Raw genomic sequence first — 12799 nt, 5'->3', positions numbered from 1 at the left:
GCCTCTTAAAGCTTGCCGGCCTTTACGAGCGCGGCGGTCTTCAAAATGCCCACCTGCGTTTTGGAATCGGGGATTTCATTGTTTAACACCATTTCAACGGCTTTGTCGAGCGGAATGCGCTCCACTTCAAGGAACTCATCCTCGTCTAAGTGCATTTCGCCTTTTTGGGCCACACGGCACGCCCAGATGCGGATGATCTCGCCGCAGTAGCCGGGAGAGGGGTACAGATTGCCGAGCGAAATGTAGTTTTCGCCCGTGGTGCCGGTTTCCTCCATCTGCTCGCGCTTTACGGCCTCAAACGGGTCTTCACCCTTTTCCAGTTTGCCGGCGGGCAGCTCCAGCAGCACTTCCTTGTACGGATAACGGAATTGGCGCACAAGCAGCACTTCGTTTTGTTCGGTCAGCGCCGCCACGCACACGCCGCCGTTGTGGCACACAACCTCTCTTGCACTCGTTTTGCCGTTTTCCAGCTCCACGGTGTCGCGCAGCACCTTGATGATGCGGCCCTCAAACTTTGTTTCGCTTGTCAGTGTTTTTTCAAAGAGCTTCATAAACTGTCGTTCCTTTCTCTTTATGATAAAAACTGCTTGATTTTCTCGGGGATATTACCCTACTATTATATAAACATTTTCTTAATTTCGCAAGGCACGGGCGGGATTCTCTTGCATAAATCCCGCGAATGTGGTACATTTTATCAGAACCAAAAATTTCTCGCGGCGGTGCCGCGTGCCATATCCCATTTTTGAAAGGAACATGAACATGAAAACCTGCATTCGTTTGCTGTGCGCCGTTTGCTGCGCCGCGATGCTGCTCACCATGACCGCCTGCTCGGGCGGCAATAAAAATACGTCTTCCGCCACGGCAGAAGCGACCCCTGCGCCGGAGATCACTCCTGCGCCGGAAGCAACAGCGGCCCCCGAAGAAGAACCCACCCCTGCGCCCGAAGGCAACACGTCCTCCGAAACGGGCGAAAATCGCCACACAAGCACCTTGCCGGTACCGGAAACGGGCAGCGAGGAATTCCGCGCCGCGTTTGAAAACAACCCCATCGATACGCAGTATGCGGACGATATGGAAACGGCGGGCTCTGTTGCGGGCATGATTACTGCGTGCAACACGGCTTCCGACAGCTGGAAAGAGCAGATTGATTCCGTCTACACGCAGATTTTGGAGTATGGCGACGATAAAACGGTCGAAACCGTCAAAGAGGAGCAGTCCCACTGGGTGAACGAGCAAAGCACCGCTTTGCAGGACATCCGCGATTCCGTATCGGAGGATGACCCCCTTAGGGCCATCACTGTGGCGGAGAGCATCATGGTCTATTACCGCACAAGGGCCATCGACCTTTGCGCCGTATTATACGATATTAACGGCACGTTGGCGTTCGGCTAAAATCTAAAAATACAGAGGATTTGTGTATGAAAAAAGCATTCGGCGCAATTTTGATCGCGGTTATTCTCATTGTCTGCGTTGTTACCCTCACAGTGCAGCGCGGCGAAAACGCCATGCTGGAGTTCCCGGAGCGCCCCGCAGAGGGCTGCACGGTGATGTCTCTTGAAATCACCGACGGCAAAGCGCAGACCGAAGTCATCGGCACGTACAACGTAAATGAAAATGTGCTGACGATGAACACCTCGGCGCTTGAAAACGCAGAGCCTGCCGAAAGCGGTGAAAACTACACATATACGCTGCCGGAAAGCATCCCGAATTTTTATTTCAGCGACACCACGCAGGGCCTTTTGCTCTACAAGGGCTATTTATACGTGGTGACGGCGACGACGAGCGGCCAGACGCTGGAAATCATAAATCTGAAAACCGGCACCCTCGGCGGCAAAATCTACTATTCGCAGTTTTTGAAGGAAGAAATGTCCTCCGCGGCGGAATAAAGCATTTTTACGAACTTAAACATCCACCGGACGCTTTTTTGGCGTAGAAAGCCCAGTCGCAGGAGTTTCCTGAAAAGCGAGTAAAGCAAGTTTTGGAAAAACAAAAAAGGTGACACACTATGGAAAAGACCCGAAAAACGCGTAAAAACCCGGTGTATTCGCTGTTTCAAAAAATCCCGTCTTTCGGAAAACTTGTTTTGGTTTTAGCAATGCTTTTTGCGAATATCCCGCTGTATCGGTTTTATTCTGCGGCTGGAACGGTTCTTCCGCAGCTTGTCACGAATTTTGTGTTCGTCCTTTATATTGCGCTGTTTGTAAATGTGCTGTATTATGCCGTGCTGACGTCTTATATCGTGCAGAAAAGCGATGAGACGAAAAGCCACAGCTGCACGGTCGTGTCTGCAGGGTCGGCCGTCAGCGTGATCGTCCTTTCCATCGGCATCACGCTGTTTGGCACCTTTGTGCAGCAAAATGATTTAGATACCCTGCTCCGGCATAGCGACTCCCCGAATGAGAACTACACGGTCGAGGTGCGTGGAAACCGAAAAGACCCGTACAGCGGGTACGACGCGGACGTGTATTTGATTGATAACAAAACGAACACGCGCGAGTATATCAACGCACTCACCGACGAGCAGCACATTTACATTAAATGGACATCGGAAACAGAATTTTATATCGGCATGACGGATTATATGATCACCGATAAAGGCGTGACATATCAAAGACATCAAAATTAGAACAAGAAAGGCAGCCTGCATGCACATGCAGACTGCCTTTCTTTACGAAAAATTACTTATTAAACGGGTTCTCGGACGGATAGGGCAGGGACTTCGGCTGGTTGTAGCCGATGTCTGCTACGCCGAGGTACTTGAAGACCTCAAACAGCGCCTTGCCGTAGTGACCGAACGCCACTGCGCCGTGGTGCGGGAAGTTCTTTTCGATGAGCACATGGCGGTAGAAGCGGCCCATTTCCGGGATGGCGAATACACCGATGGAACCGAAGGAGTGGGACGGTACGTTCAGCACTTCACCCTCTGCAACGTATGCGCGCAGCTGGGTGTCGGCCGTGCTCTGGAGACGGAAGAACGTGATGTCGCCCGGGGCAATGTCGCCTTCGAGCGTGCCCTGCGTAACCTCAATCGGCAGGGAGCGCGCCATAATCTTCTGGTACTTCATGGAGCAGAACGCCAGCTTCTTGGAGCAGGTGTTGCCGCAGTGGAAGCCCATGAAGGTATCCTTCTGCGTGTACGTGGTCTTGCCCTTGATGTCGCTGTTGTAGAGGTCTGCCGGGACGGTGTTGTTGATGTCGAGCAGCGTGACGGCATCGAGGCTGACGCAGGTGCCGATGAACTCGGAAAGCGCGCCGTAGATGTCCACTTCGCAGGAAACCGGGATGCCCATGCCGGTGAGGCGGCTGTTGACATAGCACGGAACAAAGCCGAACTGCGTCTGGAATGCCGGCCAGCACTTGCCTGCAATGGCGACATACTCGCGGTAGCCGCGGTGATCCTCTACCCAGTCGAGCAGGGTGATCTCATACTGTGCGAGCTTCGGCAGAATCTCGGGCTTCATGTTGCCCTTGCCGAGCTCTTTTTCCATGTCTTCGACGACCTTCGGGATACGCGGGTCGCCCTCGTGCTTATTGAACGCCTCAAAGAGGTCGAGCTCGGAGTTTTCTTCAATCTCAACACCGAGGTCGTAAAGCGGTTTAATGGGCGCGTTGCAGGCGAGGAAGTTCAGCGGGCGCGGGCCGAAGCTGATGATCTTGAGGCTCTTCAGGCCGATGATCGTTCTTGCAATCGGCATGAACTCGTGAATCATGTCCGCGCACTCGTCAGCGGTGCCGACCGGGTATTCCGGAATGTAAACCTTTACATTGCGCAGCTTCAGGTTGTAGCTGGCGTTCAGCATGCCGCAATATGCGTCGCCGCGGCCGTCCATGAGGTCTTCTGCGGATTCTTCCGCGGCCGCACAGAACATAACGGGGCCGTCAAAGTGCTTTGCAAGCAGCGTCTCGGAAATTTCCGGACCGAAGTTGCCAAGGTAAACGACAAGCGCGTTGCAGCCTGCGTTCTTTACGTCTTCAAGCGCCTGTACCATGTGGATTTCGCTCTCCACGATACATACGGGGCACTCATAAATTTCGGTAGCACCGAACTTCTTTGTGTAAGCGTCGATCAGTGCCTTTCTGCGGTTGACAGAAAGGGATTCCGGGAAGCAGTCACGGCTGACGGCAACAATGCCAACCTTGACCTGGGGAATGTTGTTCATAAAGTGATTCCTCCTGTAAATAAACGGGTGTGTATGTGTTTTGTGCCGAAAAAACGGCGCAAACGATTTGTATGTACAACTCATACACGGCTATTGTAGCGCATCGCGCGGAAAAAATCAACAGGAAAAACGGGGTTATTATTCGTCTTCGTCTGTAATCTCCGGGCGGATGAACTCAAAAATGCACAGGGCGCCGGCGTTTTTGCATACTTTGTACTCCTCTGCCGTGCGCAGCGTCCAATTCACTTCCTGCATCTTCATTTTGTCGCAGGCAATGCGGTGGCTGATGTTGTTCCTGAAATGCACGTCATACGCTTCAAAGTGCGGGCGGGTGAGGACATTCGTCCACAAGTTTCTCCAGAACAGCGCGCGGAAAAAGCCCTTGCACTCCTCGTCCTTGCCTTCAAAGTGACCCATCAGCTGACCGCGCAGCACATACGGGTGGTTCTTCCTGAACCACCGCACAATGTACGGGTCAAATGATTCTACGCAGTACGGGCCTTTATAGTTGCGCAGCAGCTCCCACACGAGCGGGCACAGCAGATCGGCATCGTCGTAGTGCTTCAGTTCAATGATGAGCGGCGTTCTGCCGTCCACAAGCGCCAGCACGTCGCTGAAAAGCGGTACGCGCTCCTCGGTGTTCTGCAAACGGTACTGCTGTAATTCCTTATACGTCAGGTCGCCGATGGAAACATCCGCGCCGCAGACGCGCTTTAAGCTGCGGTCGTGGTGCACAACGACCTTCTTGTCCTTTGTCAGCTGCAGGTCAAACTCTATGCCGTAGCCCGCTTCCACAGCCGCCTTAAAGCCTGCCATGGAGTTTTCCGGCACGGAAAGATCTTTTTCGTGCAGGCCGCGGTGGGCATAGTCATATTTTTTCATCTCGGCAAAATCGCCGCGCGGCGAAGCCGGCGCAATGCAGAAAAGCCACGCCAGAAAGCCCAGACATACAACAATCAGTACGATCAAAATTCCCCAAATCATTTTTACCCTCTACTTTACTTTTTAAGTTTATTTCGGCACCTTGATTTCTTCCAGCTTTTTGCGGTACTGCAAAGGCGTAGCGTCGTATTCGGTGCGGAATACTTCGATGAAATAGCTCATGGAGTTAAAGCCACAGTCCATGGCAATGTCGAGCACGCGCAGATTTGTGGCGGTGAGCAGCTCCAGCGCGTGGCTTAAACGCACGCCGTTGATGAATTGCACCGGCGTTTTCAGTGTATACTGTTTGAACACGCGGCAGAAATGTCCCTCGCTCATGCCGGCGGCGTGCGCAAGCTGCTGTACGGAGACGGCAGACCGGTAATTTTCCTGTATAAACGCAATGGCGGCCTTGATGCTGTCCGCTGCGGCGCGCTTAGAAGCGCTGATGCGCGCCGACACGCCGTTTTGCACCAGTGCGCCGAACGCCGAAAGCATGGCGGCTTTTACGGGAAACTCAAAAAACGGCGGGCGGTTTTCCAGCATTGTGTACGCGGTCTGGAACGCGGCGGAAACGCTTTCGTGCAAATTTGTTCCGGCTCTGATCAGCCGCGGCACGGTCAGCTCGCCGTCCAAAACGGGCTGTATGTACTTTACGCGAATGATGTCATTTGCGGTGCTGCACAGCAAATCGGGGCTGAACACGATGGCTTCAAAGTAAAGCTCCTCGCCGGCTTCCACCGGCACGGCGGCGTGCAGCTCTCCGCTGTTGAAAAACACAATGTCTCCGGCGTGGGCCTCAAACAGATCGGTGCCGCACTGCACGGTCAGCGTGCCCTGCATCACACGGAAAAGCTCCATTTCGCTGTGCCAGTGACAATCAAGCGCGTGAAAGCGGTCTTCGCGTCGAATGCAGTAGTTCATCACGGGCATCAGCGCGTCGCCGTGGCGGCGGGCCTCCCGCATGCGGTCAAATTGATTTTTGTCCGTAAAACGCACCTCCTTTTTAGGCTCAGTGGTCAGGATTGTTATAAAAGCGGACAAATTAGCGGTAGACTTTCCAAAGCATATCGCTTATACTTATGATAGAGCAGGCGCGCGAAAAGCGCAAGTGCCAATAACGGAATTTTTGAATTTTTTTGAAAGGCAGTGAGCTGAATATGAAATTTACGAAAGGCTACTGGATGAACCTTCCCGGCGTGACGAACACGGACGCCGTGCAGGTTCGCGAAGTCAAGGTAGAAAACGATCGCGTTTACCTCTACACCGTGCCGTACCACGCAGACATGCGCGCCATGGGCGGCCCGCTTCTGGAAATGTACATTTCCTCTCCGCAGCCGGATATCATCCGCACGGAAGCGTACCACTTTATGGGCAGCAACCAGAAAATGCCGGCGTTCGAGCTGAACGACGCACACTGCGCACTGGAGGTCGAGAACACCGAAACGACCGTGACGATCAAGAGCGGCAACACAAAGCTCGTCATCGGCAAGAACCCGTGCAGCTTTGATTACTACTATAAGGACAAGAAGCTGACAAGCATCGGCAACCGCTTCGGCAACGCGATGATCAGCACCATCTCCACCCCGGACGGCAACTACATGCGCGCCCAGATGAACCTTGACATCGGCGAAAAGGTCTACGGCCTCGGCGAGCGCTTCACCCCGTATGTGAAGAACGGCCAGACCGTGGAGACCTGGAACGAAGACGGCGGCACCTGCACCGAAATTTCTTACAAGAGCATTCCGTTCTACATCACGAACCGCAACTACGGCGTGCTCGTGAACGACCCGGGCCCGGTCTCCTATGAGATCTGCTCCGAGCATGTCACGCGCGTACAGTTCTCCGTGCCGGGCGAAAAGCTCGACTTCATGGTCGTTGGCGGCGACAGCATGAAAAACGTGCTTGAAAACTACACCACGCTTTCCGGCAAGCCCGCACTGCCGCCGGCATGGACATTCGGCCTGTGGCTCACCTCCTCCTTCACAACGAAGTACGACGAAGAGACCGTCATGGGCTTCGTAAACGGCATGAAAGAGCGCCACATTCCGCTGCACGTGTTCCACTTCGATTGCTACTGGATGAAGGAAAACGAATGGTGCAACTTCGACTGGGATCGGGCCATGTTCCCGGATATCGAGCACCAGCTGCAGGTGATGAAGCACGAAAACAACCTCAAGATCTGCGTTTGGATCAACACCTATATCGGCCAGAAGTCTCCGTTGTTTAAGGAAGCGAAGGAGCTTGGCTACCTTCTCAAAAAGCCGAACGGCGACGTTTGGCAGTGGGATCTGTGGCAGGCCGGCATGGGTATCGTGGACTTCACGAACCCGGGTGCATGGAAGTGGTATCAGTCCAAGCTGCGCCACCTGCTCGACCAGGGCGTCGATTGCTTCAAGACCGACTTCGGTGAGAGAATCCCGACCGATGTTGTCTACTACGACGGCAGCGATCCGCTCCGTATGCACAACTATTACACCTACCTTTACAATAAGTGCGTTTGGGAAGTGCTTGAAGAGTACAAGGGCAAGAACGAGGCATGCCTCTTTGCAAGAAGCGCCACGGTCGGCGGACAGAAGTTCCCGGTACACTGGGGCGGCGACTGCTCGTCGAACTACTCCTCCATGTCCGAATCCCTGCGCGGCGGCCTTTCCCTGTGCCTTTCCGGCTTCGGCTTCTGGAGCCACGACATGAGCGGTTTCGAGGGCAAGGCTCCGGCGGACGTTTACAAGCGCTGGGCGGCGTTCGGCCTGCTCTCCACGCATTCCAGACTGCACGGCTCCGATTCCTACCGTGTGCCGTGGCTGTTCAGCAAGGAGGGTGAAGAGAACGGCGAGGAATCCGTAGCCGTTGTCCGCAAATTCTCCGAGCTCAAGTGCACCCTGATGCCGTACATGTTCTCCACTGCGGTCAATACACATAAAACGGGCGTGCCGACCATGCGCGCCATGGTTCTGGAATTCCCGGATGACATCCCGTGCGAAGACCTCGACCGCCAGTATATGCTCGGCGACAGCCTGATGGTCGCGCCGGTCTTCACGAAGGAAGGCGACGTCACGTACTACCTGCCGGAGGGCAAGTGGACGCACCTGCTCTCGAACGAAAAGCGCGAGGGCGGTCACTGGCTGCGCGAGAACTACGATTTCTTCTCTCTGCCGCTCTTTGCGAGAGAAAACTCCATCGTTGCCATCGGCGCGAACAACCAGCAGCCGGATTACGATTACGGCAAGGACCTCACCCTGCACGTTTTCGAGCTTTCCGATAAGGCGAGCGCAAAGGTTTGCGACAGCAAGGGCAACGATATGCTCAGCGTTTCCGCAGTGAACGAGAACGGCGTTATTACCTTCAAGTTCGACGGCAAGGCAGAGAACCTCAGCGTGCTGCTGCGCAACGTGGAGAACGTGAAGAACGTCTCCGGCGCAGAAGTCGAGCAAAATGAGCTCGGCACTGTCCTGAAGGTAAACGCAGACCTCAGCGACGTTGTTGTAACGCTCTGATAAAATTAATCCAACACCCGCAGAACGGCATGAAAAACCGCCCTGCGGGTGTTTTTCTGCAACGCTTTATGCGATCAAAAAGAAAGCGCAGAGCACGGGGAAAACCCACGCTCTGCGCTTATCTTTATCTTAGAAAAATTACTTCTTGCTGTTCAGATATTCCTGAATGGCAGAAAAGACCTTGTCAACATCCAGGCCGTGTACGGCACATGCGTCCTCAAGGGACTCGTGGATGGAGGACGGGCAGCCTACGCAGTGCATGCCGGACTGCATCAGCACATAAGCGATGCCGCGGTCATAATCCAGCATTTCGCCCATAGTGGTCTGCTTTGTGATTTCCATCTGAAAACATCCTTTCTTGGTATAGCATCCCATCGGGTCGCCCCGATCTATCCGTATAAATCAAATTCCCGCAAACTTCGCGTGAACTCTAATCTACACGAATTTAGTATACAATAGGATGTGCCAAAAAGCAAGTGTTTTTGCAGATTTTTGGCATATCCCTTAAATTGGAAGAAACAACAAAACAGGGTGGGAAAATTCAGCCAACTTGCGCCTTGACGCTGCTGCGCATTTTCCTTTATAATCAAGATAGAAAAATATTACCATTTTCAGAAAGGCGGATGATTTTATGAAAAAACGAATGACCGTAATGCTTTCTTTGTGCCTTAGTTTGCTCCTGCTTTTGTCCGCCTGCGCTTCGGGCGGCAGCACGGCAAAAAATGCGGAAAAAGCTGCGGCCGCGTTGGCGGAAAGCATGCTGAACGCGCCGAGTGAGCCTATGCAGCGCTTCGGCAGTATTTTGGAAAACGGCGAAGAAAGCGCCCTTACGGCGTACAAAAATGCTTGGGAAGACGAAAAAGCGCTGTGCAGCGAAAAAGGCTTTACGAGCTTCATTGAAGAAGTACTGACCATGCAGCTTATGGCGGACGAAATGAACGAGACTGTGAAGGCGACCGCCGTCAAGACCGAGCCTTACGAAGAAAAAGACCGCGTGGTGCGCTTTACGGCCGATGTCACTGTGAACGATACGGAAAACATGACGGTTAACGGCAAATGTCAGTTCGATGAAGACGGCAAAGTCTCGTTCATCGAGCTCGATACAAACGAACTTGAGATGGCGCTCATCGCAAACGATAACGCCGACCCCACGCAAAAGCCGCCCGCAAACGGCAACGCCATCACGTTAAATGAGTAAGCAAAAGCCCGCAAAAAACTGCGGGCTTCATCTTTTGAATTCGGCATGCGCGGCACATAAAACCGCCTGCAAGCCGAATTTCTGTTTTTAAACATAAAAAAACGAACATCCTATTGGATGTCCGCTTTAAGTGTTGGCGCCAACCTATCGTCCCGGGCCGTTGCCAGCCGAGTATTTTCAGCACAAACGAGCTTAACTTCTGTGTTCGGTATGGGAACAGGTGGACCCTCGTTGTAATCAACACCAACTATTCTGTTTGCCGTTTCATCTGACGGCTTTGTTATAATACCACATCCATTCTGAAATTGCAAGCCTTTTTTCAAAAAAAATTCAAAAAGTTTTGAGAAACCTATATATAGTTAAAATTCAACTAATTTCTCTAAATATAGAAACTGAAAACACAAAAATATCCGTATGCACGCGGTGGTACATACGGATATGAAAAAACTTTTTTGAAATTTACGTCGTAAAAACAAGGTCACATTGCTTTTCAACGGGGTAGGAAGTGAAGTAGAGGTTCTCGAGCGGGATCCATTTTTCCACGAACATCTTGTGCCGCGCGGGGCCGTTGCGTTTTAAAATGCGTGCGCTCTGTGTCTCCGGCGAGGTCTTGAGAAAAATTTTGAGATCGTAGCGCCCGATGAGCTCCGGGTGCGTAGAGTACGAGCCCTCTAAAATGTTCAGCGTCTTCGGCGTGACCTGCACCGCATCGCCGAGGTCCATAACGCCGCAATCGAACACGCGGTAGGAAAACGACTCGTTTTTCGGAATCTTCTCCAGAATATCCGACAAAATACGCTCCCAGTGCACATTGCCGCCCGGGGTGGCGTAGCGCTCCGGCGTGCGCATGGGCATCGGCAGGTAAAAATCATCGGCGTGGAACAGGTTGCAGTCGTAAACGCTCTGCAAAAGTGCCGCAAACGTCGTTTTACCCGAGCCGCACAGCCCGTCGATTGCAACCGTCACCGGGGCTTTTTCCGCCGTCAACTTATCGATCGCGATGAATGCCGGCAGAAAATCCGCATACGCCTTTTTCACCACGCGGTACGCCGGGTGATACGCACGGCGGTACGCTTCGCTGTGGTGCACGGCAGGGCAGCCCGCCGCGCGGTACGATTTCAAAAACGCCGTTTTCTCGGCTTTGTCAAACAAATCGGCGTTTTCAAGCTCGTCCAAAAGTGATAAAAACGCCGTTTTGTCCGTGGGCGTGTCTTCGGAAGACGCTTTAAACATAGCAAAAAGTGTTTTCGGTGAAAGCTCCTGTAACGCGCTCAAGTTGATGCGCGCGTACTGCTCGCCGAGGGCTTCCGTGTACGGTGCATCAAGGTTGGCGGTCTCCGCTTCCTTTAATAAATATAGATACGCGCCGTCGGGGTCGCTCAAAAAGTGGCCGCCGCCAAAGCTCGCCTGGTACAAAAACTTCACCGCGTCCTGCACTTCGGCTTCGGGATGCGTTTTCAGGTGGGCGCACAGCGCTTCAAACACGCGGCTCACAGCGCAGCAAGCTCCTTGTAGCAGTCCTTCAGCGCCGGGTACAGCTTCGTGTACATACGGTAGAACGCCTCGTACTTCGGCACGTTTTCCTCAATCGGCTCCTGCGGGGCGTTGAGGCGAATAACGCGGCGGCAGCCCTCCTGCACGGATGGGTACAGCCCTGCGCCCACACCGGCGAGGATGGCAACGCCCAGCGCCGGGCCTTCCTTGGAAACGACCGTGCGCACGGCGCAGTTATACGTATCGGCAAGCATCTGACGCCACAGCTTCGAGGAACCGCCGCCGCCGCAGGCGAGCATGCCGTCAATGGAAACGCCCATGGTTTTCAGCACCTCCACGCTGTCGCGCTGGGAGTATGTTACGCCCTCCATCACGGCGCGGAGCATGTCGTACTTCGTGTGCATGGCGGAAAGACCAATGAACGCGCCGCGGCAGTCCGGGTCAAGGTGCGGAGTGCGCTCGCCCATGAGATACGGCAGATAAAGCAGACGGTTGCAGCCGATCGGCGAACGCGCCGCCTGCTGATCCATCAGATAATACGGGTCTACGCCCATGCCGGCTGCGGTCTCTTTTTCCGCGCCGCAGAAGTTATCGCGGAACCACTTAAGGGACAGACCCGCGCCCTGCGTCACGCCCATCACGTGCCATGCGCCCGGTACGGCGCAGCAGAACGTGTGCACGCGGCCCTTCGGATCAATGGAAATATTATCCGTGTGCGCAAACACAACGCCGGAGGTGCCGATGGTTGTAAACGCCTTGCCGTCCTCCACAACGCCGGTACCCACGGCTGCTGCCGCATTATCGCCCGCGCCGCCGACCACGATGGTGCCCGCCGCAAGGCCGGTGCGCTTTGCGGCTTCTTCGGAGATGACACCCGTCACTTCCGGGGATTCGTATACCTTCGGCAAGAGTGCCTTGTCAATATCAAGCTTTTCAAGCACTTCGTCGCTCCAGCAGCGATTCGGCACGTCTAAAAGCTGCATGCCGGAAGCATCGGAGACCTCTGTTGCAAAGTCGCCCGTCAGCATGTAGCGCACGTAGTCCTTCGGCAGCAGAATGTGCGCGCACTTTGCATAAATTTCCGGCTGGTTGTTGCGCACCCAAAGGATTTTAGATGCCGTAAAGCCCGTCAAAGCCGGGTTTGCGGTAATCTCAATCAGGCGCTCTGCGCCGACGCGTGCGGTGATCTCCTCGCACTCCTTTGCCGTGCGCTGGTCGCACCAGATGATGGAGCGGCGCAGCACGTTGCCGTCCTTATCCAGCATGACAAGGCCGTGCATCTGGCCGGAAATGCCGAGTCCCCTGATGTCTTTGTTATCGACGCCGCTTTCGGTGATCACGGCGTGAATGGTATCCGCCGCCGCATTCCACCAATCGAGCGGCTCCTGCTCTGCCCAGCCGTTTTTTTCCTGATACAGCGGGTATTCTACCGTTTTGCTCGCGACTACATTGCCGTCTTCGTCAAAAAGCACGGTTTTTGTGCCGCTGGTGCCAAGATCTACACCTAAAAGGTAATTCATATTAACGTC

General features: G+C 53.9%; 12 protein-coding genes and 1 rRNA gene. 5 read left to right on the top strand and 8 right to left on the bottom strand.

Going from position 1 to position 12799, the window contains the following annotated elements:
• Window positions 1–5: 5 nt before the first annotated feature.
• The gene (locus tag ACLTX1_RS02050; RefSeq protein WP_176820426.1) at window positions 6–551 is read right to left on the bottom strand and encodes an NUDIX domain-containing protein; all 546 of its coding nucleotides are present in this window, start codon (window positions 549–551) and stop codon (window positions 6–8) included.
• 208 nt (window positions 552–759) lie between these two features.
• On the opposite strand from ACLTX1_RS02050, the gene ACLTX1_RS02045 reads away from it, so the two are divergent.
• The 3 genes from ACLTX1_RS02045 to ACLTX1_RS02035 all read left to right on the top strand — a co-directional run bounded on the left by ACLTX1_RS02045 (window position 760) and on the right by ACLTX1_RS02035 (window position 2626).
• Window positions 760–1392, top strand: coding sequence for a hypothetical protein (locus tag ACLTX1_RS02045; RefSeq protein WP_412330388.1), 633 nt, complete (start codon window positions 760–762; stop codon window positions 1390–1392).
• Between the two features lie 26 nt (window positions 1393–1418).
• The gene (locus ACLTX1_RS02040) at window positions 1419–1886 is read left to right on the top strand and encodes a hypothetical protein (RefSeq protein ID WP_308449501.1); all 468 of its coding nucleotides are present in this window, start codon (window positions 1419–1421) and stop codon (window positions 1884–1886) included.
• 119 nt (window positions 1887–2005) lie between these two features.
• Complete coding sequence (locus ACLTX1_RS02035) at window positions 2006–2626, top strand: DUF5412 family protein (protein ID WP_308449502.1); 621 nt, start codon at window positions 2006–2008, stop codon at window positions 2624–2626.
• 52 nt (window positions 2627–2678) lie between these two features.
• On the opposite strand, the gene ACLTX1_RS02030 is transcribed toward ACLTX1_RS02035, so the two are convergent.
• The 3 genes from ACLTX1_RS02030 to ACLTX1_RS02020 form a co-directional block, all read right to left on the bottom strand.
• Window positions 2679–4160: an L-fucose/L-arabinose isomerase family protein gene (locus ACLTX1_RS02030; protein ID WP_308449503.1), complete on the bottom strand. Its 1482-nt coding sequence runs from the start codon at window positions 4158–4160 to the stop codon at window positions 2679–2681.
• 138 nt (window positions 4161–4298) lie between these two features.
• Window positions 4299–5144: a glycerophosphodiester phosphodiesterase family protein gene (locus ACLTX1_RS02025; protein ID WP_308449504.1), complete on the bottom strand. Its 846-nt coding sequence runs from the start codon at window positions 5142–5144 to the stop codon at window positions 4299–4301.
• Window positions 5145–5171: 27 nt separating this feature from the next.
• Complete coding sequence (locus ACLTX1_RS02020; RefSeq protein ID WP_343285334.1) at window positions 5172–6125, bottom strand: helix-turn-helix transcriptional regulator; 954 nt, start codon at window positions 6123–6125, stop codon at window positions 5172–5174.
• Between the two features lie 116 nt (window positions 6126–6241).
• Here ACLTX1_RS02020 and yicI point away from each other — a divergent pair, with 116 nt between their 5' ends.
• Entirely contained in the window at window positions 6242–8578 is a 2337-nt protein-coding gene (yicI, locus tag ACLTX1_RS02015) for an alpha-xylosidase (RefSeq protein WP_308449505.1), read from the top strand.
• A gap of 138 nt (window positions 8579–8716) precedes the next feature.
• Here yicI and ACLTX1_RS02010 read toward each other — a convergent pair whose 3' ends face one another.
• Complete coding sequence (locus ACLTX1_RS02010; RefSeq protein ID WP_176820418.1) at window positions 8717–8920, bottom strand: DUF1858 domain-containing protein; 204 nt, start codon at window positions 8918–8920, stop codon at window positions 8717–8719.
• A 289-nt stretch (window positions 8921–9209) separates the two neighbouring features.
• Between ACLTX1_RS02010 and ACLTX1_RS02005 the strand changes: the two genes are divergently transcribed.
• Window positions 9210–9776 (top strand): hypothetical protein, encoded by a 567-nt coding sequence (locus tag ACLTX1_RS02005; RefSeq protein WP_412330387.1) that lies wholly within the window; start codon window positions 9210–9212, stop codon window positions 9774–9776.
• A 131-nt stretch (window positions 9777–9907) separates the two neighbouring features.
• On the opposite strand, the gene rrf is transcribed toward ACLTX1_RS02005, so the two are convergent.
• The 3 genes from rrf to xylB all read right to left on the bottom strand — a co-directional run bounded on the left by rrf (window position 9908) and on the right by xylB (window position 12790).
• Window positions 9908–10024: ribosomal RNA gene (gene rrf, locus ACLTX1_RS02000) — 5S ribosomal RNA — on the bottom strand.
• A 211-nt stretch (window positions 10025–10235) separates the two neighbouring features.
• Window positions 10236–11270, bottom strand: a complete 1035-nt coding sequence (locus ACLTX1_RS01995; protein ID WP_412330386.1) for a uridine kinase — start codon at window positions 11268–11270, stop codon at window positions 10236–10238.
• Window positions 11267–12790, bottom strand: coding sequence for a xylulokinase (gene xylB, locus ACLTX1_RS01990; RefSeq protein ID WP_412330385.1), 1524 nt, complete (start codon window positions 12788–12790; stop codon window positions 11267–11269). The genes ACLTX1_RS01995 and xylB overlap by 4 nt, the downstream gene beginning before the upstream one ends.
• Between the last annotated feature and the right edge of the window lie 9 nt (window positions 12791–12799).

The sequence above is a fragment of the Hominenteromicrobium sp. genome (genome assembly GCF_046974225.1).
Lineage (GTDB): Bacteria > Bacillota > Clostridia > Oscillospirales > Acutalibacteraceae > Hominenteromicrobium > Hominenteromicrobium mulieris.
This window is presented reverse-complemented; position numbering and strand designations above follow the sequence as displayed.

What these genes read in the sequence shown, in the direction of transcription:
- ACLTX1_RS02050 (WP_176820426.1), bottom strand. Translation starts at nt 551, where the DNA reads ATGAAGCTCTTTGAAAAAACACTGACAAGCGAAACAAAGTTTGAGGGC.
- ACLTX1_RS02045 (WP_412330388.1), top strand. Translation starts at nt 760, where the DNA reads ATGAAAACCTGCATTCGTTTGCTGTGCGCCGTTTGCTGCGCCGCGATG.
- ACLTX1_RS02040 (WP_308449501.1), top strand. Translation starts at nt 1,419, where the DNA reads ATGAAAAAAGCATTCGGCGCAATTTTGATCGCGGTTATTCTCATTGTC.
- ACLTX1_RS02035 (WP_308449502.1), top strand. Translation starts at nt 2,006, where the DNA reads ATGGAAAAGACCCGAAAAACGCGTAAAAACCCGGTGTATTCGCTGTTT.
- ACLTX1_RS02030 (WP_308449503.1), bottom strand. Translation starts at nt 4,160, where the DNA reads ATGAACAACATTCCCCAGGTCAAGGTTGGCATTGTTGCCGTCAGCCGT.
- ACLTX1_RS02025 (WP_308449504.1), bottom strand. Translation starts at nt 5,144, where the DNA reads ATGATTTGGGGAATTTTGATCGTACTGATTGTTGTATGTCTGGGCTTT.
- yicI (WP_308449505.1), top strand. Translation starts at nt 6,242, where the DNA reads ATGAAATTTACGAAAGGCTACTGGATGAACCTTCCCGGCGTGACGAAC.
- ACLTX1_RS02010 (WP_176820418.1), bottom strand. Translation starts at nt 8,920, where the DNA reads ATGGAAATCACAAAGCAGACCACTATGGGCGAAATGCTGGATTATGAC.
- ACLTX1_RS02005 (WP_412330387.1), top strand. Translation starts at nt 9,210, where the DNA reads ATGAAAAAACGAATGACCGTAATGCTTTCTTTGTGCCTTAGTTTGCTC.
- xylB (WP_412330385.1), bottom strand. Translation starts at nt 12,790, where the DNA reads ATGAATTACCTTTTAGGTGTAGATCTTGGCACCAGCGGCACAAAAACC.